General features: G+C 69.3%; 14 protein-coding genes and 1 pseudogene. 4 read left to right on the forward strand and 11 right to left on the reverse strand.

Annotation, left to right across the window (positions count from 1 at the left end; genetic code table 11):
• Positions 1 to 338: 338 nt before the first annotated feature.
• The 5 genes and pseudogenes from ACIA6B_RS12025 to ACIA6B_RS12045 form a co-directional block, all read right to left on the reverse strand.
• Positions 339 to 491: pseudogene (locus ACIA6B_RS12025) on the reverse strand (winged helix-turn-helix transcriptional regulator); the annotation flags it as partial.
• Positions 492 to 711: 220 nt separating this feature from the next.
• Positions 712 to 1,647 carry a replication-relaxation family protein gene (locus tag ACIA6B_RS12030; RefSeq protein ID WP_396772718.1) on the reverse strand — a complete coding sequence of 312 codons (936 nt, stop codon included), beginning with the start codon at positions 1,645 to 1,647 and terminating at the stop codon, positions 712 to 714.
• Positions 1,648 to 2,269: 622 nt separating this feature from the next.
• Positions 2,270 to 3,490, reverse strand: coding sequence for a replication-relaxation family protein (locus ACIA6B_RS12035; RefSeq protein WP_396772719.1), 1,221 nt, complete (start codon positions 3,488 to 3,490; stop codon positions 2,270 to 2,272).
• Between the two features lie 164 nt (positions 3,491 to 3,654).
• Positions 3,655 to 4,515 carry a hypothetical protein gene (locus ACIA6B_RS12040; protein WP_396772720.1) on the reverse strand — a complete coding sequence of 287 codons (861 nt, stop codon included), beginning with the start codon at positions 4,513 to 4,515 and terminating at the stop codon, positions 3,655 to 3,657.
• Positions 4,516 to 5,697: 1,182 nt separating this feature from the next.
• On the reverse strand, positions 5,698 to 5,928 hold the full coding sequence (locus ACIA6B_RS12045; RefSeq protein WP_396772721.1) for a hypothetical protein: 231 nt from the start codon (positions 5,926 to 5,928) through the stop codon (positions 5,698 to 5,700).
• Between the two features lie 604 nt (positions 5,929 to 6,532).
• Here ACIA6B_RS12045 and ACIA6B_RS12050 point away from each other — a divergent pair.
• Positions 6,533 to 6,853 (forward strand): helix-turn-helix domain-containing protein, encoded by a 321-nt coding sequence (locus ACIA6B_RS12050; protein WP_357293494.1) that lies wholly within the window; start codon positions 6,533 to 6,535, stop codon positions 6,851 to 6,853.
• Between the two features lie 198 nt (positions 6,854 to 7,051).
• On the forward strand, positions 7,052 to 8,512 hold the full coding sequence (locus ACIA6B_RS12055) for a tyrosine-type recombinase/integrase (RefSeq protein WP_396772722.1): 1,461 nt from the start codon (positions 7,052 to 7,054) through the stop codon (positions 8,510 to 8,512).
• Between the two features lie 401 nt (positions 8,513 to 8,913).
• Here the strand turns inward: ACIA6B_RS12055 and ACIA6B_RS12060 are convergent, their stop codons facing one another.
• From ACIA6B_RS12060 to ACIA6B_RS12085, 6 genes are all read right to left on the reverse strand, one after another.
• Complete coding sequence (locus ACIA6B_RS12060; protein ID WP_396772723.1) at positions 8,914 to 9,645, reverse strand: hypothetical protein; 732 nt, start codon at positions 9,643 to 9,645, stop codon at positions 8,914 to 8,916.
• 209 nt (positions 9,646 to 9,854) lie between these two features.
• Positions 9,855 to 10,985, reverse strand: a complete 1,131-nt coding sequence (locus ACIA6B_RS12065) for a tetratricopeptide repeat protein (protein ID WP_396772724.1) — start codon at positions 10,983 to 10,985, stop codon at positions 9,855 to 9,857.
• A gap of 258 nt (positions 10,986 to 11,243) precedes the next feature.
• A complete protein-coding gene (locus tag ACIA6B_RS12070) occupies positions 11,244 to 11,912 on the reverse strand; it encodes a GNAT family N-acetyltransferase (RefSeq protein WP_396772725.1) in 669 nt (222 codons plus the stop codon).
• Positions 11,913 to 11,958: 46 nt separating this feature from the next.
• Positions 11,959 to 12,642, reverse strand: a complete 684-nt coding sequence (locus ACIA6B_RS12075) for a GPP34 family phosphoprotein (protein WP_396772726.1) — start codon at positions 12,640 to 12,642, stop codon at positions 11,959 to 11,961.
• Positions 12,643 to 12,656: 14 nt separating this feature from the next.
• The gene (locus ACIA6B_RS12080) at positions 12,657 to 13,670 is read right to left on the reverse strand and encodes an acetamidase/formamidase family protein (protein WP_396772727.1); all 1,014 of its coding nucleotides are present in this window, start codon (positions 13,668 to 13,670) and stop codon (positions 12,657 to 12,659) included.
• Positions 13,667 to 15,073 carry an APC family permease gene (locus tag ACIA6B_RS12085; RefSeq protein ID WP_396773144.1) on the reverse strand — a complete coding sequence of 469 codons (1,407 nt, stop codon included), beginning with the start codon at positions 15,071 to 15,073 and terminating at the stop codon, positions 13,667 to 13,669. The genes ACIA6B_RS12080 and ACIA6B_RS12085 overlap by 4 nt, the downstream gene beginning before the upstream one ends.
• A 672-nt stretch (positions 15,074 to 15,745) precedes the next feature.
• On the opposite strand from ACIA6B_RS12085, the gene ACIA6B_RS12090 reads away from it, so the two are divergent.
• A complete protein-coding gene (locus tag ACIA6B_RS12090) occupies positions 15,746 to 17,110 on the forward strand; it encodes a transcriptional regulator (protein ID WP_396772728.1) in 1,365 nt (454 codons plus the stop codon).
• Positions 17,107 to 18,024, forward strand: a complete 918-nt coding sequence (locus ACIA6B_RS12095) for an aminoglycoside phosphotransferase family protein (protein WP_396772729.1) — start codon at positions 17,107 to 17,109, stop codon at positions 18,022 to 18,024. The genes ACIA6B_RS12090 and ACIA6B_RS12095 overlap by 4 nt, the downstream gene beginning before the upstream one ends.
• Positions 18,025 to 18,252: the final 228 nt, after the last annotated feature.

Consider the following 18,252-nt stretch of genomic DNA (forward strand, 5'->3'; position numbering starts at 1 on the left):
TGTCCCAGGTCGGCCATGAACGACATGAGCACCGGCAGTAGCTCCTCACGGCTTCGGTCAGGGCGTAGCGGCTGCCCTCGGTGCTCGCGACGTGCCCGACGAGGCCGTGCTCCTGCAGCCGCCGCGGAGCCTCGTTCAGCGATTTTCAGCTGGGCGCAGGGCTGATGGTGTGCAGCAGATCGGTGAAGGTATCGGCAGCGATCGGCTGGGCGCAGCCGTCGCGGTAGGTGTCTGACCAGCGGCGCATCTCGCGTACGAACCACGAGAGGAGCGACAGGGAGGTGGGTGCCGGCGGCGGTCAGGGAGTAGGTTCCGCCCTCCGCGTCGTCGGTCGGGTGCACCAGGCCACCGTCGCGCAGGCGTCGCAGGGCGCCGTTGAGCGATTTCGAGCTCGGCGCCGGTCGGATCTCGCGCAGCAGCTCCGAGAATCGCATCGGCCTTTGGCCGAGTGCCGTGAGGATCTCCAGGGTCCACCGCTGGGCGCACAGCATGATCGCTTCGTGCACGAAGTGAAGTGAAGCGAAGTGAAGTGAAGTGAGGTTCGCCCGGATCGGCGAAGGGTTCCAATCGAGGCGCAGTTTTCTCCGGTTGCCTCGGTGCGCCGTACGGCGAGTGGCGGTTGACCGGCCCGGTGAGCTGGCGGGTGGAGTGAGTTCGGCGGGCGTGCGCGACCTGCGGGCCGCCGCACGCGTCGTGTTTCCTTTCCCTTCCTCAGTCGGCCTGCTCCTCCGAGGTTGACTGGTCGTGGCTGGGGTGTTGGTCGTCGTGGTCGGTGTCGGTGTAGGGCAGGTCGATGAGGCGGTGCCGGCCGGCGTGGCCGGGTAGTTGCCAGATCTGGTGGGCGGGGCTGGCGGCGAGGGCGGTGCGTAGTTCGGCGGTGGTGGTGGCGACGACGGTGGCCAGGCCGGTGCCGGCAATGCGGTGGTGCAGGTTCGCCTCCCTTCGTGCAGAGGGGAGGTGGAAGAGCACCGGCCACGCCCAGGTGCTCATCGTGTACAGCCGCTCGTACCTGATGACCTTGTCGATGAGGACCCGCAGGTTCTCACCGCTGGTGTCGTATTCGAGGAAGAACGGCACGGACCGTTCCCGCTCGATCCATATCCCGGCGCCGTCCGGGCGGGGGAAGCCGGTCGCTGTGGCGAGCATGATCTGCGGGTCCCCGCCCTTGCGGTAGAGGGTGTCGGGTTCGTGATAGGCCGATGCGGGCTGCCAGCGGGCCAGCTCTGTGTCGGGGTGGGTGCGGGCGTGGGCGGCGAGGTCGATGAAGACCTGGTTGCCGCCGAGCAGGTGCGGCAGGTCTGGCCGGGAGGTCAGCGATTGTTTGCGGCGACGGGCTTGGTCCCGGCGGCCTCGTGGGAGTCCGCGCTGGGCGTGGACGTGGTCGTAGCCGAGTTGGTCCAGGACGTAGTGGTAGGGGTAGGAGCCGCCGTCGGCCTTGTTGGGTCGGAATCGGTCCACTGCCCGCAGGGCGGTGAGGCGGCGCAGCCGGCGTTGGGTGAAGTCCAGGGATGGGAACAGGGCGGTGGCGATCTGGTCGGTGGTGAGCACGCCGTGGTCGTAGAGCCAGCCGAGGAGCCGGTCGTCGCGGGCGGTGATGCTGGCCTGCAGGCGCAGCAGCGGATCTGCGGTCGGTAGGTGTTTACGCATGGGCACAAACCCCTGGGGAGAGACCCGAGACTGGAGGGTCTGTCTGGAGCGGTCTCAGACTCCTGACAGCGGGGCTGACCTGGGCTGTGAGCGGCCGTGAGGGGTCAGGTTGGGGGTCAGGATCAAGACGGACGGTAGAACGGAGATCGGCACTGACTGCTGAAGCGCCGGGCACAACGGGTTCGACCAGACGGTGCAGTAAGGGTGGGCGTGAGTCGGGCCGGTGACGCTGGTGAGGTTCGGGGTGCGCGGTGATCATCGTTGTTGCTCCAAGGTTGCAGTGCGAGTGGGTGTGAGGTTGGTGCCCCCGGGCCGCAGCGGGCCGAAGCAACCGGAGGTCAGCGGTCGCTGTCCGGCAGCCTGGTCGAACACGCCAACCTGTCTGGTCTCGCGCGTGTGACGAGCTCTCGGTGGCACGGGCAGTCAGTCGCCTGCCCGACCGAAGTTGGTTACAGCGGCTGCGACCTGCGGTGTGAGAGCCGCAGGCATTGCCGTTCGGGTTCGAAGCGAACGGCAACCTCTGACAGTCCCCTGACAGTGACCGGTGGGCGCTTCGTTGGGTCGCCCCGGTCTGCTCCTCGACCGGCCCGGTCGGTCCGGTCGAGGAGCAGTGGTCGGTTGGTCAGGGGCGCGGCGGGTAGTGGTACCCGCCTTCGGCGATGGATTCCTCGTAGGGGCGCTCGGGATCGTAGATGGGGTGTGGGGCTCGGGGCCGTACCTCCTTGGAGGTCACGGTGTCGGGCGGCCAATGCTCGGGGGTGTAAGGAAGGTCGGTCAGGGCGAGATGGTGTGTCTCGCCGATCGGCTGCCAGACCGGCCCGGCCGGGTGGCCGTGCTCGGGGTTGCTGGTGACGACGGTGAGGTGCCGCGTGTTGCGGCCCTCGAGGTGGCGGCGCAGTTCCTGCTCGCGCTGCGGGTCGGTGGCATGGAACAGCAGGGTCGCCAGGCCGGTGTGTTCGGCCAGCCGCCGGTAGGTATGGACGCGGTCGGCGAGGTCGGTGGGGCGGATCTGGCCGGGGTCGGGCTGGTACCAGAACGCGTGGCGGTTGCGCTCGTGGATGTACTCGCCGTGCCAGGCGACATGCCGCGTTCCGGTGACGTATCGGCAGGTGCGCGGTGACCACCACATGCGGAGGTCACTTCCGGGCTCGGTGAGCGCGCGGGTCGCGAGGTCGACAAAGAAGTCGTTGGCCTCCAGTAGACCGGGCAGGTCGCGACTCTCGCGGAGCCGGTCGCGGGCCCGGTACACCTGCGCCGGCGTGACGTCGCGGTCTTCGGGGAGTGGAGTGAGTTGGGCGCCGATCGGGCCCAGGCACCACCAGGTGTCGGCGGTGGCTGCGGCGCCGGTGTTGACGAGGCGGTCGATCCAGCCGCGGCGGGCGAGGAGCGCCAGGCGTCGGGTGGCCGACGCCGTGGTGGTGGCGAAACCGAGTGCGGTGAGCTGCGCGGTGGTCAGGACACGGTGCTCGGCGAGCATCTCGACGGCCCACCAGTCGGGCAGGCGCAGGCGGTCACTCTCGGTCAGGAGTAGCTCCGCCGGGATCGGTCGGGTGGACGGGACAGTGAACTGGGGATGGTAGGTGGTCGTCATGACCGGTACCTCCGGAATGGCGCCATCCCCTCGAGGGGATGGCTGGGTGGATGACTTCCGTGCGGCCGCGTTGAGACGGCACAGCGGGCGGGTCACGCGTCCGCACAGCGACTGGGCTGCGGCGGGTAGACAGCGGGCCCCGGCTTCGCTGGCTTTGTCCCCGAGCGCCGCCCGGCCGGCCCGCGGGATCGGATCGACGGCTGAGGTTTGCACCGCCTGCATCCGAGCGCCCCGCAGCTCCGGTGCCGTCATTAAGAAATCGCCGTTTGTGTGCTCTCGCGAACGCCTGCCCCACTCACAACCGCTCACCGCCACTCACGCCGGACGTTTCGTCGTGCCGTTGAGGTGATCCGGCCCGGCATCTGTGACTGGGGAGTGCGACGGCGCCGCGAGGCGGGACTCCCGCGGTCACGGACCTACGCCGCTGCCGTCGACGTGGAGGTAGGCATACGGCGGCGGCTGGCGGCACGCAGGCTGGCCCGGCGTTCGGCTCGTGCCGCCAACGCCTGGGCGGCCTGCGGGGACGCCGCGCCGGTCAGCATGCCGTTGGCGAGGGCTTCGGCGAGGCGGGTGTCGATGCGGCACAGCCGCATGCGCAGGGCGTCGGTGCTGATGCCAATCCGGGCCGCTATGGGTTCCATGGCCCGCTGGCCCAGCCGCACGTCGATGTAGGGCTGTTCGTCTTCGGCGTCGAGGATCCCCAGGCGCGCCGCGCGGCGCACCAGCACGTCCGGATGCCCGTAGGGCACCCGCGGGGTCCGCGGTCCGGTGACGCGCTCCACATCCTCAACGGTGACGTACTCGCTGGCCTGCTGGCGCAACGCGTGTCCGGCGCGCCATCCGGCCCGGCACAACGATGCGTACGGCGCCCGGCGGCTCACGTCCACGTGGTTCCGTAGCGCCGCCAGGAAACCGGCGAGGATCTCCGCGCCGATGTCGTCGGGATCGCCGCGGTAGCCGTCGGACAGCCGTCTTGCGTAGCGCCGCAGCGCCGGCATCGCCATGCCGGCTGCGGCGATGACCCACTGCGGCCCGTCCAGGCGGGCGCGACGGATCAGCTCCCGCCACACCGCGTCGCGGGCGGTGTAGGCGCGCGGGTTCGCCAGTAGCCAGTCCCGTAGCGCCGGCAGTTCCAGGACGCCCGTCGGTAGGCCCACAGCCGGCCTGAACATGTCAAGGTCGATGGACACGGGCGCCGGGTCGCCGCTCAGCGCCGCGAACGCGACCTCGACGGCGTCCAGGGGCGCGGCGGGCCAGATTGTGTCGGACACACTCATGATCAACACTCCTTGGTCGGGAAGACCATCGAGCGCCACCGCCGTGTCGCGGCGACGCGGGGAGTACCGATTGCGCCACGACCGGCTCACAACCGCTCACAGCGCAGGTCAATGCCGGTATGCCGTAGCTGGACGCCTCGTCGCCGCGGCCGGCGCTGTCGCGCTCGAACCGGCGCGTTGACCAGTCTCCCGGCGACTGCGAATGTGCCCTGAGCAGGACTGTGAGTGGCGGGCAGGCTAGGTTGCACCCCTTTCGCGGTAGTCGACGGCCTGCGCTTCGGCGGCTCCTGCCGGCAGGTCGCCGGGGCGCTCACACGAACTCACGGCCGCTCACACGAACTCACGGCCGCTCCCGACGGCATTGTCGGATGCCAGCCAACGTGATCTCGGCTCCGGCGAAAGTGGTCGCGGGCCTGTGACGGACGCGATTCGTTGACCCTGCGCGCGCTCGAGTCGTCGCGTCGATGCTGCCCTGGAGCGTCTCGGGTCAGGCCACTGGCACGGCTATGGCTGGGCCGTGCCCGGTGCGACCGACTTGGCGTGGTCATCAACGCTCCGCCATCGAATCAGCACGGGACGGGCCGGGAGCCGGAACATGCAGGCCCTGACGCGGACCGCCCCGCCGCCCGGCCCACTAGCAGATCCCGAGCAGCCGTCCCCGCGATCTGGCCGGCAACGCTCGGCGGCCCCAGGCCGGTGTCCCGATGATGACCGGGAGTGGCCTCCGAGCGGCGTTGCAGGATCCGACGCCTTGTCCGGTGGCACCACGACGTGATGTCCGTGTCAACAACATGAGTCGATGCGTCGGACACGGTTTCACTGCCGGCGGTCACGGTGGTCGGGTCATCGGCCGAGCGTCGGCGGGTGTGTCTTCGTGGCCAGTGGCGCCGCGTCGCGATGACAGTGGCAGCGATGTGTGTCGCTGTCATCGGCCATAGTGATACCTCCGGCGGTCACGACGACGGTGCTGCCGCATGTCCGGGCCGGGGTCGTCGTGCAGGACATGCGCCGGCCGCGCCGCATCATGATGACATCGATTGGTCTCGTTGACATTCTGTCCGCTCAGGGCGCTGGCCAGCGTTTTGACACGGGCTGAGGGCGCTCGGCGTGGCTCGACCGGGCGAGGGTGGCAGCGCCGACGGCGGTGACGGCGGCGGGCCCCGCTCGGATTGGTCATGGCGGTCAAGCCGTGGGTCGCCCTGCGGCAAGCCTCAGGGAGGCGGTCAGGGTGAGCGCCATGACACCGACGCGTCCCTGCGCCGCGGACACCTCGACATCATCTGTGTCATCGACGATGACTGATGACACGATGGCGGCCGGGTGACCGCGCTTGCTGTTCGCGGCGTTCGGCCCTGGTTGCAGGCGTGCGGCGCAGCGGATCAGGCGGTGGGACGCGGACGGCAGGTCGGCCACGCCGCGCTGACTGGCCGCGTGTCGACGTGAAGCCCCAGCTTTCTCGACCCCCTGCGCGCCGCGGCTCGGCCATAGATGCCGTCGGCGACACCGCTGCGGCTGGCCCTGTGAGGCAGCTCGATCCGTGAGGTCAGAGACCAGGTGCCCCGATGCGGTGGTCCGGTGGATGCGCGAGCGACGCCCGCCAAGGTAAAGCCCTTGGACGGAGAGCCTTCCGGTCACCTCACGCCCCGCCCGCGCACAGGCAGCAGGCGAACCTTGAGCAGGCGAAGAACACCTGGGCGAGCGTTCGGACGGCCGCGTGAGCCCCTGTGAGCGGCGGTGAGTCGGGCAGGCGTTCGCCTGAGCACACAAAGACGGGTTTACCGGTGTCAGCGCACCACCGACGCGACCCGGAGCCGACATCGACATGTGCGAGCAATCAAGTAGGCACCGCTTCGGTCGTACCGTCCGGCGTGGCTGGATGTCGTCCGGGTCGAGCACCTCTTGGGCTGCTCCCGCGATCCGGTGGCTGGGCCGAGTCCGCCTCCAGACAAGCGGCCGACCGGTCGTGTGCGCCGCGCCTGAATTCGGTATTCCCGTACTCAGCGTTGAGGAGTTGACCATGAGAACGTCCAGACGCACTCGAATGGTGCCACCGCCGTCCCGGAAAGGAACGGCAGCCGGTGATGCGGAGCTCGCGTGGACGGCCGAGCGGATCCGCGCTCTCGGCGTCAGCACCGACCTGGCCACCGCCGCGTCGGTGCTCGGAATGTCCCGCTCCGCCGCCTACAAGCTGATTCGCCGTGACGCGTTCCCGGTGCCGCACTTCCGCGTCGGCGCCCACTACCGGATACCGACGGCGCCGCTGCTTGCCGCCCTGCACCTGCACGAACCGGGGACCACCCCGGAGCGCGCCGCCGGTGCCACGAGTGCCCCACCGTAGGCGCCTTTCGCGCGCTGGCGGGCGCCCATTCCGCCCCAGTTCTCACGCCGCGCCAACGCCCGCGGTTCTCTTTCAGCCCCGACCTTGCGCCGGGACCGTCGTACGACGGTCCCGGCGACTTGATCGTGTCCGCGGATCACGCGTGGATGTCGATCGACGAAACCGATGCGCCCACCTGATCGAGGAGCACCACCTGCCATGCCTGACGGAAGCATCTTCAAACGCTGCGGTTGCCGCCACCCGGAAACCGGCAAGCCCTTCGGAAACGACTGTCCCAAGCTGCGCCGCCCTAACCGCGCCTGGAGTTCCGAGCACGGGCACTGGACCTATCAACTCGAACTCCCGCCCACCGCCGACGGCGGGCGTCGGCAACTACGCCGCTCCGGTCTACCCACCCGGCGGGCCGCCGCCGACGAACTCGACCACGCCCGCGATCTGCTCGCCCTCGCCAAGGGTGACCGGCGCCGCCGCACCGAGATTGGCGACCTGCTCCAGAACGCCGCACGCGCCAAACGGCCCCTGCCCGAGGTCGACCGGATCCGCCAGCGGCTGCGCGGCGACGGCCCTCTCGCTGACGCCCCCACCGTCGCCGACTACCTCACCGGCTGGCTGACCCACCTCAGCGTGGACGGCAACACCCTGCACGGCTACGAGTCCATCGTGCGGGTGCACCTGATCCCGCACCTCGGCGAGGTCCCGCTGTACAAGCTGCGCACCAGCCACGTCCGTGCCATGTTCGCCGCGATCGAACGCCGCAACGACGACATCCGCGCCGCGAAGAGCAGCCCCGACCCGGCGGTGCGCAGGTCCGCGGCCGGGGTGCGGCCCACCGGCCCCACGACCCGGCAGCGCATCCGCGCCTGCCTGCGCAAGGCCATCAACGACGCCCTCGCCGACGAACTCATCGTCGGCTCCAACCCGGCCGCGTTGGTCAAAACCCCGGGTGACCGGCCGCTGCCGATCGTGTGGGAGGACGAACGCGTCCAGCGCTGGAAGGACACCGGCGCGGTGCCCGGACCGGTGATGGTGTGGACTGACGAGCAAGTCGCTGACTTCCTCGACCACGCCGCCCGGCACGCCCCCGACCTGCACCCTATGTGGCACTACATGGCCTACCGGGGGCCCCGCCGCGGTGAGGCCTGCGGACTGCGCGACAGCGAGGTCCGCCTGCACCGCCGGGAGACCACCATCAACAACCAGATCGCCACCCACGGCTACACCCCCGTGCAGAAACCCCCGAAGAGCAGGGCCGGAAACCGCGACGTCGCCCTCGACGCCGACACCGTCAAGGTCCTCACCGCCTACAAGGCCCGCCGCGCTCAGTGGCAACTCGCCGCCGGCCCGGCGTGGCCCGACACCGGACTGTTCTTTGTCCGCCCCGACGGGCAGCCGTGGCACCCCAACGCCGTCACCCAACGCTTCCGCCGACTCGTGCGCAAGGCCGGCCTACCGCCGATCCGGCTGCACGACCTGCGCCACAGCGCCGCCACCATCGCCCTCGACGCCGGCGTCGACATCAAGGTCCTCGCCGACCAACTCGGCCACTCCACCACGACGCTGACCCGCGACACCTACCAGAGCGTCACCAAACAACTGCACCAAGACGCCGCCGACGCCGTCGCCAAGAAGATCAATCAGAGGCGCCGCACCGCAGGGTGAGACCCGCCCTCACCGGATCGGCAGCGGACGACCGTGTGCGGCCCGATCGGTCCCGATCACCCGTGCGAAGCGCTCGCGACGTGGGCGGTGATGACCAGCGGCGGAGCTGACGAGGCAGTTTCGACGAGGGCCCGGACAACGACTACGCGGCCCGGCCGAGGTACTCGCAACGGGTGTCGAGGTGCTGGCCGAGCGGAAGCTGCGACTGGGTGCGCGCGTCCTGGGGAGCGGCCCGGGATCGGGCATCGGCCGCTCGTGGCCGCCGGCGCGTCGGTGCTGGCGGTGGAACTCGACGGCCGGCTGCGAGCGAACCTGACCGGCCACGACGTGGCCGTTGTCGAGGTGACGTCACCCCGAACAGAGTCGGCGCGCCGGTGCGCGCTCCTGGCAGACGGGGCAGGTCAGGGCCGCCCGCCAGGCGTTCCGGTGTCGGTGCTGGTGTGGCCGCGCTCGAGGATCAGCACGTAGGAGAACAGGCCAGGCTTCGCACCGTGCACGTGTTCTTGGGCGGAGAGGATCTCGCCTGTGGTGGGGTGGATGATGAGCTGCGTCTGGGAGTTGTCGGCTTTTACGGTGAAGCCGAGGCCAGTTCGTCCGGCGAGGTCGGTCTGCTCGCCTTGGTAGGCGATTGCCGGCACGTCTGCGAGGACGCCGAGTGTGGCGGCACGCTGTTTCTGGTTGAGGTATTGGCTGGTGGCGATGTCGATGACGCCCTGAACGAGGATGCGCGGGTATGCGGGCTCGCCGGCCAGTTCGCGTGGGGCCAGCGCAGCCGCAAGCTCGGCGATGTCGGTGGTCAGCGGTTCGGGAAGGTAGGGCTCGAGATCGCCGCTGGCGTATCGCGTCGTCTTGGTCGCGGCAGTGGCGAAGCGGCGGCGCTCGTCAGGTGTCGGGCGGTGGGCGAGGCCACGCCCGTCGGGGAGCCGGCGCGTCACCTCGCGCCCGGAGTCATCGGCGTCGCGGCGCCAGCGTTGCAGGTCCGAGCGGGTGATCACGTTGGTGGCACGGGTCCAGGACTGGATGTGCACGTAGGTGTAGGGCAGATTGACCGTGCGGTCGGCAGGGGCGGCCGTGATGGCGCCGGCGAGCAGGCGCAGGCGCTGCTGTGGGGTGAGGCCGGGTGCGGTCGCCACGAGTGCCGGGGATGCAGGCGCCGAAGGCGCCGCGAGGGTTGGTGCGGTCGACGTCGGGCCGGAGGGTCCGGGTTGGCAGCCCGTGAGGAGGAGACCGGCGACCAGGCCGGCCGACCAGCGGCGCGTGTCGGGGATAGTGCGAAGCAAGGTGTCTCGTGTCCTTCGGAGTTTGGTGCGGGTGTGCCTGGGCTGGTTGTCCTGGTGGGTGGTCAGGTGCGGGTGGTCTGGCTGGGGTCGGGCGGGGCGGACGTCGCGCTGCGTGTGGGATGACCGGGCGGGCCGGTAGCTGTGGTGTGCATGCGGTGCAGGGCGGCTGTCATGCGCGCGATGCCGGGGTGGTGGGGGTGGGCGCGGCGGTGATCGGAAATGGTCCGGGCGAGGAGTTGCCGTGCCGGTTCCTGGCGGCCGTGTTCGTGCAGGACGACGGCGAGGGTGGCCTGGGCGGCGAGCGTCGGTAGTGCGTAGGGTCCGTCGGCTTGGGTGTGGTGGCGGATGAGGTCGCTGTAGCAGTCGGCGGCGGCGGTGAGGTTCCCTGCGGCGCGGTGGGTGGCGGCCAGGACGCGTAGGGCGGCGCGGACGTCCGGGTTGGTGGGGTCGCGGAGCAGGTGGCGCAGGCTGCGGTGTCCCCACCGGGCCCAGGGCAGCGCGGCGGCCGGGTCGCCGCCGGTGAGGGTGAGGGCGGCCAGGAGCGCGGCGGCGCGGGCGGTCGCGGTCTCCAGGGCGAGCCTGCCGTTGGTGGGGTCGATGTGCAGGAGGCCGCTGTGCAGGACGTTGATGGCACGCTCGGGCGTGTTGTCGGCGGCGTGGCGCTGGGCCAGGTGCAGACGCTGGGCCATGGCCATCATCGGGCCGGTGACCTGCCGGGAGACGGCTCTCCAGGTGATGTGCAGGTCTGCGCTGGTCGCGCCGACGGTGACGCGTTGGATCGGGCCGAGCGCGTAGGAGGCGGCCTGGCTCGTCTTGCCAGCCGGGACGAGGTGTGGAGTGTGGTGCAGGACCACCGCGGCGACGGCTTCGCGGATCTCGTCGGCCGACACCGGTGTGCGCCCGCAGGACGGCGTACACAGATAGACCCTGTCATAGCCGGGCAGATGGATGAGGATCATGGATCGCCTGCAGGTGTGGCAGGCCAGGAGGTCGGGTGGCACGGGCGCGGCCGGCACGGCGCGGGCGCGCGAGACCCATTCCTCGACGGTCGCCGGTGACAGGCCGTGGCTGCGGGCGGCGTCCCGGGCCGCGTGGTGCAGGCCGTGGACGGCGGCGTGCTCGAGGGTCGCGGCGACGACCTCGGCGACAAAGGCGGGTGTCCACGCGGCGAGGACCGGGGTCCGCGTCGGCATCGGCGTTCCTTCCTGCTGTTGATGTCCGGGTCGTGGGGTGCGGGTAGCTCGGCTGGGCTGGTGCAGGCGTTCGCGGCCGAGGGCTGCGCATTCGGGCGGAGGGTGTGGCCGGCGACGACGGCGGGGGAGCGTCGTCGCCGGCCACGTCGGTCGCCGCTGCCGTCCCTCTACGGGCGGGCGACCGGCTCCGTGCGTCCCGACCCTCCCGCCGCTGGCGGGAGGTCGGTGGAAGCGGTGACCTGGGCGTCCGCACCTTGTCTAGCGTTGTGCATCGCACTGTGGGCGCGTCGGCGCTGTGACGGTCGCCGGTCTGGCGATGTTCACGGGCCAGGACCCGCGAGTCGGGTGAGGGTTGCGGCGCATCGGGGTGATGACTGGCCCGTCGGGCAGGGTGAGCGTGGGTCTCGGAAGGTAGCCGTGCCGCCGGTAGGCGTCCTGGCTGCCAGGAAGGGTTTCGGTCCACGAGGGCATGTCGATGCGGTCGAGGCGGCTCTCGTGGTGGGTGAGCATCGCCGTGCCGATACCGCGCCGCCCTGCGGTGGGAAGGACGGCGAGAACTGCTAGGTGGTGGTGGGGTTCGGTGGGTCGGGCCGGGGTGAGCATCTGGTCGAGGAGTTCGAATTGCCGCGTGTGCGGGCCGGCGGCGTCGGCCAGTCGGCTGCGGTAGTTCGGCGGTGGCGGGATGCTGCGGTAGCGGTGAAACCCCATCGCGGCGGCGCTCAGGTCGTCGGTGATCTGGATGTCGCCGAAGAACATGGCGTGTTCCACCCAGATGGCCGCCACGTCGGTGAGGATCCGCCGCCGGCAGGTCGAGTCGGGCACCAGCCACTGGGCGAGCGGCCCGGCATGCAGGGCGTCGGCGATCAGCGCGGCGACCAGGTCCTTGTCCGCCCACCGGGCGGCACGGATACGCGGAACGACGTGCATGAGGTGTCTCTCCAAGGGCGGCGGAAACGGGTGGGGTGGTGAGGGCTCACCGGTAGGCGGCGGTGGCGAGGTCACCGACGGCGGCGTCGACCGCGGCGATGATGTCGCGTACCTGCTGGTGGTGCTGCGCGGCGATGGTGCGTAGCTGCACGGTGAGGGCTGCGGTGTCGTCGGCGAGGTACAGGTGGTTGGTCAGGCCGAGGGTCGCGATCAGGCCGCCGAGGGCGGCGGTGTGGTTGTCGGGCTGGCTACGGCCGGTGGCGATGTAGTGCAGCCGGGCGCGGGCGACGACCGGCCACTTCAGGTCCGTGGGCAGGTAGCGGTTGGTGCGGGCGAGTCCGCCGAGGCGTCGGCGCACGTCGTGGCGCAGGATCCCGCCGGCCTGCAGGCCGGCGCGGGTACGGTCGTACAGGTCGGCGGCGAACCCGCGTAGCCACCCCCGCAGGGGTGGGGTCGGATGGGCGTAGCGGATGGAGGCCAAGGCGGTGTCGGCGATCAGGTCCCCGACCGGCCGGTCCAGGTGCAGCCGCAGCCGCTGCTCGCCGCCCGGCCCGGTGTCGTCGGTAGTGTCGAGGGCGATCCGACCGGCGAGGAACAGGTCGATCAGCACCGCACCGGCCAGGCCGAGGGCGAGGGTCTGGCGGTGGATGTGCGGCTGGCCGGTGTCGTCGTCGTGGCCCAGCAGGAACAACTCGTCCCGCAACGACAACTGCGGGATGGACGAGGTCATCTGGATTCCGTCCCCTACCGTGGCCCGCCGACGTGCTGCCGCAGGCGGGCGTGCACCCCGTCGTAGGCGGCTTGCGGCTGCGGAAGCAGCAGCTTGTCGACGGCGGCGAGGACCGTGTAGTTCGGGTCGCAGACGTTGCCGATCGGCGCCCGTCCGGCCTGCGACACCAACTGGTACGCGTCGAGCTGCTCCAGGCCGGTGAGCTCACCCACCCAGCCGACCATGTCGCGGTGCGCGATTCGGTACGCGTCTTCGAGGGGGCGGGCGCAGCCAACCGACATGATCGACCTGTCGGTCTCCAGGCGGGGCCACACCGTCGGGACGCCTTTGACGACCTCGATGGTCAGGGTGGTGGTCGTGGCGATCTCCACCCCAACGCCGCAGGCCTCACCCTCGCCCTGGCGAGCGTGGCCGTCGCCGAGGCCGAGCATCGCCCCGTGCACGTTCACCCCCAGGTACAGGGTGGTACCGGCGCGCAGCTCCGGGGTGTCGAGGTTCCCGCCATGGCTGTCGGGCACGATGGTCGAACGCGCCTCGAACCCGCCCGGCGCCACGCCGATGGTGCCAATCATCGGGTCCAGCGGCAGGTCGACCGTGTGGTCGCTGTCGGTGGCGTGGAAGCGGACCGTACCCGCCTGCTGGTCGATGTCGTACACCCACACCCGCTCATCGAGAGGCGGCTGCAGGGTCGCCGTGTGCGAGGTGGAGGTCAGTGCCCCGAAGTGCGGGAACGTCGAGGAGACTCCCCAGTCGCGGGCCGGAACGATCGAGGCGAAGTGGACGGCGAGGGTGTCGCCTGGCTCGGCGTCCTCGACGAAGAACGGCCCGGACACCGGGTTCAGGTAGGGCACGCGGCACACTTGCGACGGCAGGTCTGCCGGGCCGCGCACGAGCCCGCCGAAGCAGTCCTCGGTGTGCACCCGCAGTACGTCGCCGGAGCGGACGTGGGCCACCGGCATCCGGCCGCCGAAGGTGTAGGCCAGCTCGTCGCGAGCGGGCCGGTAGCTGATCGCATCCATGGTCGTCACACCCGCTCGACGTGGCGGGCCTGCGGCTGCGCCGGCGCAAGGCCCGACAGTGCGGGCCGGCGGCCGGTCAAGTACAGGCCGGCGAGCACGACCATGCCGAGGGCGAGCCAGGCCAGACCAAGACGCTGCGCGGCGATGTTCGCGTTGACCACCACGTACGCGAGGATCGCGAAGCCGATCCCGGGCATGACCAGGTGCGCCCACCAGTTGCGGCTGCGCTGGCGGATGAGGTGATGCACGACGACGGAGACGTGCAGGACCAGGAACGCGACCATCGCCCCGAAGTTAATCAGCGACGACAGCAGCGTGATCCCGTCCGCGCGGGTCGCCATGTACAGGCCCAGCGCGAGGGACACGGCACCAGTGAGCAGGGTCGCGTTGATCGGCACGTTGCGGCGGATCGACACCCTCGCCAGGAAGCCGGGAAGCTGCCGGTCCCGGGCCATCGCGTACAGCAGCCGGGACGTGGCGACCTGCGCGACCATCGAGTTCGGCAGGCCCCACGCGATCGCGGTCGCGACCGCGCACAACGTCGCAAGCCAACCTCCGCCAGCCACCTGCGCGGCGTCGTAGAAGGCGGTGCCGTTCGGATCCCCGTCACTGAGCAACGAGGCCGGCTCGGGGACGAGCATCGCGGCCAGCCACGTCTGCGCGATGAACAGCACACCGGCCAGGACGAGGACAGCGGCCATCGCCCGGCCAATCTGCCGAGAGCCACCCTTGGTTTCTTCGGCCAGCATGGAGATGCCGTCGAAACCGAGGAAGGACAGCACCGCGATCGACACTGCCCCGGCTACCAGGGACCAGGTGAACGTGTCGGCGTTGTAGAACGCCTCCCAGCTGAGCCGGCCCCTGCCCGAGGCGAGGGCCCAGCCGGCGATGGCGAGGAAGATCGCCAAAACGATCAGCTCGCCGACGAGCATCACCCGGGTCACCATCGCGGTCATGCGGATGCCGACCGAGTTGACGATCGTGTTGACCGCGACGAACCCGAGCAGCCACAGCCACACCGGTACGGCCGGCACGGTGGAGTGCATCGCCACCGACGCCACCAAATACAGCAGGCCCGGTACGAGGACGTAGTCGAGGAGGATCACCCAGCCGGCCAGGAACCCGACCGGCGCGCTGATGCCCCGGCCGGCGTAGTTGTAGACGCTGCCGGACATGGGGAACGCCTTGACCATCTGCGCGTACGAGAACGCGGTGAACACCAGCGCGACTACGCCGACCGTGTACGCCAGGGCCACCATCCCGCCGGAGCCGACGTAAACGCTGCCGAAGATCGCCATCGGCGCGATCGGGACCATGTAGACGAGGCCATAGGCGACCAGGTCTCGAAATCGAAGCCTCCGGGCCAGTTCCTGGCGATAGCCGTAGCGGGCTAGCTCATCTTGGTCATACATTGCGCAAGCCTTTCGGATTACAGTATTCAGAGGTTTGTGGATTCGGTGAGTTGTCAGTCCGCAACCTTCGTCGCCCATCGGCGACCGCTGCAGATCTTGAGCGCAACCCTCACGCATCCAGCTAATGCTGCTGCCGCCGCTACGGTCTCGACCGCCGGTCTGGTCCACGCCCGTAGGTGCGCTGTGGCGCGAGCGCTAAACGCTTGGTATGCACTCTGGCGACGGGCTGGCCGTTGGCGACTGAAACCGAGTAGCGACCGCAGCGGTGGAGAATTGACTCCCGGGCGAACCGACAGTTCCTGCCGCCCTTCACCTGCTCCAATCGAAGCTATCCCGCGTCGGCGGTGCCCCGATGGCCATCGGGGTAAGAGCGAGAGGACGGCGAGATATCGCCACCCCCTAGATAAAGAACGGCACCAGAAGTGACCGGGTCGGCGGATGCTTCACTTGCCCTCCTTCCGGATCCGTAAGCAACCCCACCACTCAACCGCCGGTTGCGACCTCAGGATTCACCTAGATAACGCAGCGTGAAAGCATGGGCGCCTATCTGCTTCGATAGGCGGGGTGGATGCCTAGTCGCGCTAGTCGTCGTCACACGTCGGGATTCCATCCGGAGCGGGCTGCGGCTAGCCTGCGAAGACGGGCGCGCCTTCCGAGCCAACGAGGACCGACATGAACGCTGACCAGGCACCTACGGATGCCATATCCCCTGCGGTGTGGGAACACCGCGAGATGCGCCTGGCCCTGGCAGCCCGCGATTTGAGGACGACCTACCAGCGGCTGCAGCGGGTCGGAGTTTCCCAGCGGAGAATCGCTCGCCTGACCGGGCAGACGGCGTCCGAGGTGTACGAGGTGCTCAAGGGCCGGCGGGTCATGGCACACGACGTCCTGGTCCGCATCGCCGACGGCCTCGGCATCCCCCGCGGCTACATGGGCGTGGCCTACGACGAGTCGACCGAGACCGCGCTCGACCTCGCCGCTGCCACATGCTCAACCTACGTCGACGAACGAGAGGAGGTGCGGCGCCTCCTCTCCCATGCCGCCAACGTCACGATGGGAACCGCTCCTGACGAGGTCGCCCGTTGGTGGCAGCCGGTCGATCGGCAGGTCGCCCCTGCCCCGGCTCGCGTTGGCACGTGGGACGTTGAGCAAATCGAGGCGCTCACAGCCACCATGCGCACCTTGGACTATCGCCATGGCGGTGGATCCTGTAGGGACGCCGTGGCAGCCCAGGTCCGATGGGCTCAGCAGCTTCTTACGGCCACATGCAACGACCAAACCCTGACGCGACTGCACCTAGCTCTAGCGGATCTTCACAATCTCGCTGGGTGGACCTCGTTCGACGTCGGAATGTACTCTGCTGCACGAAAGCACTTCGCTCGCGCCCTCGAACAGGCAAAGCATGCCGACGACCTCTCATTGGCAGCCAACATCCTATACCGAATGGGACGTCTTCATCTGCATCGCGGCATGCATCGTGAAGCCTTACGCTTCTTCCAGCTTGGTCAGATCGCCGCGCAAGACTCCGGATCCGAACTGACAGTCGCCATGCTCTGCGTCAACGAGGCGTGGGCATACGCATTACTCGACGATTCGCAGCAGATGCACCGGTCGATCGGTCGCGCCCAGGACGAATTCTCTCGGGCAAATCGGGAGAATGTGCCAGCTTGGGTCCAGTTCTTTGGTCAGGCGGATCTCAATGCTTCCATAGGTGTGACCTTGTCCGCCCTCCTGTCGCCCAGTGAAGCGGATCTCAACGGCAGCGTCTTCTACCTACAACAGGCGGTCGCGATGCGGGGACCGGGAATGGCCCGGAGCAAGATCTTCGAGCTGACAGCTCTTGCCGTTGCGTATCTGCGGGTCGGGGAGCGCGACCGGGGCCTTGACGCGGGTCGTGAGGCGGTAGCCAGCGCGGCAACGGTGAGGTCGGTCCGGACAATAGACAGAATGGAACCCCTCCGACGCCTCGCGCGAAGTCAGCATGGGGATTTACGTGATCTTGCGGACAAGGTCACCACCCTGCGGACCGCATCGTGACCAACTCATTCGGCGCTGGCGGTGCTTCCTCCGCCCTCGGCCGCGACATGGTCAGCACCGTCGTGCGAGCAATTTGTGGCCAGGTTGGCCTTGAGCCCTCCGGGGCGAGACTGATCAAGTTTACCAACAATGCGGTTCTGGATCTGCCCCACGAACCGGTTGTCGTCCGGATCGCTGGTTCGCGAACGGTTCGCGATCGGGTGTCGAAGGTCATAGCCGTTGCTTCGTGGCTGGCCGAGCATCGTATGCCCGCCGTGCAGCTGTTTCCGGGGGTCGGCCAGCCAGTCGAGGCATATGGGCATCTGGCAACCCTCTGGACTCGCGTTCCCGCGACGGGACGTGCACCGACCGGAGCAGATCTTGGGCGGATCCTGCGCCGCTACCACAGCCTTCCGCCACCGGAGACGCCGCTCCCACCGTGGCGACCGTTAGCTCCGATCCGACAGCGCATCGCTGAGACCGACGGCCTGCCACAGCACGACGTGGCGTTCCTCGAGACGAAGTGCGAGCAACTGGAAGAGGCGCTTGCTGGCCTTGTGTACGCACTTCCGCCCGGGCCAATCCACGGCGACAGCTTCCTTGGAAACCTCATCCCGGGGCCCGAGGGTGCAGTGATCTGCGACTTCGACTCTGCGGCCTACGGACCGCGTGAATGGGACCTGACGCCTGTAGCGGTCGGAGAGCTGCGCTTCCGCTACCCCGACAACCCGCAAGAGAAGTTGGCGACGACATACGGCTTCGACATCACCGGCTGGCCAGGCTTTCCCGTCTTTCGCGAACTCCGTGAACTTCAGCTAGTGACCAGCGTCCTTCCAGTGTTGCAAGGGAATCCATCTCTTACCGACCAGTGGCGGCATCGACTGAGGACCTTCCGCAACGGTGACCTCGACGCTGCCTGGACGCCGTACCGATGAGGAGGAGCTAACCCGGGGCGGCGTCCTTCCCCGGCGGACCCTCTGCTCGCGCTAGCCACCTGGCACCGCTGCCCAGACAGCTACTTGCCGCACGCGCAGGCTGTCACCTTCCGTATGACCTCTCCTGGTCCCCGCCCCAGCAGAGTCGAGCTGCGGGCGATGTCGCGAGCCGTCCAGCTTCGGGGGATCTCGACTCAGGCGGCAGGATGGCCGCCCGACCGCGGCGAG

The organism is Micromonospora sp. NPDC051141, from assembly GCF_044455765.1.
Classification (GTDB): domain Bacteria; phylum Actinomycetota; class Actinomycetes; order Mycobacteriales; family Micromonosporaceae; genus Micromonospora.

What these genes read in the sequence shown, in the direction of transcription:
- ACIA6B_RS12030 (WP_396772718.1), bottom strand. Translation starts at nt 1,647, where the DNA reads ATGCGTAAACACCTACCGACCGCAGATCCGCTGCTGCGCCTGCAGGCC.
- ACIA6B_RS12035 (WP_396772719.1), bottom strand. Translation starts at nt 3,490, where the DNA reads ATGACGGCACCGGAGCTGCGGGGCGCTCGGATGCAGGCGGTGCAAACC.
- ACIA6B_RS12040 (WP_396772720.1), bottom strand. Translation starts at nt 4,515, where the DNA reads ATGAGTGTGTCCGACACAATCTGGCCCGCCGCGCCCCTGGACGCCGTC.
- ACIA6B_RS12050 (WP_357293494.1), top strand. Translation starts at nt 6,533, where the DNA reads ATGAGAACGTCCAGACGCACTCGAATGGTGCCACCGCCGTCCCGGAAA.
- ACIA6B_RS12055 (WP_396772722.1), top strand. Translation starts at nt 7,052, where the DNA reads ATGCCTGACGGAAGCATCTTCAAACGCTGCGGTTGCCGCCACCCGGAA.
- ACIA6B_RS12065 (WP_396772724.1), bottom strand. Translation starts at nt 10,985, where the DNA reads ATGCCGACGCGGACCCCGGTCCTCGCCGCGTGGACACCCGCCTTTGTC.
- ACIA6B_RS12070 (WP_396772725.1), bottom strand. Translation starts at nt 11,912, where the DNA reads ATGCACGTCGTTCCGCGTATCCGTGCCGCCCGGTGGGCGGACAAGGAC.
- ACIA6B_RS12075 (WP_396772726.1), bottom strand. Translation starts at nt 12,642, where the DNA reads ATGACCTCGTCCATCCCGCAGTTGTCGTTGCGGGACGAGTTGTTCCTG.
- ACIA6B_RS12085 (WP_396773144.1), bottom strand. Translation starts at nt 15,073, where the DNA reads ATGTATGACCAAGATGAGCTAGCCCGCTACGGCTATCGCCAGGAACTG.
- ACIA6B_RS12090 (WP_396772728.1), top strand. Translation starts at nt 15,746, where the DNA reads ATGAACGCTGACCAGGCACCTACGGATGCCATATCCCCTGCGGTGTGG.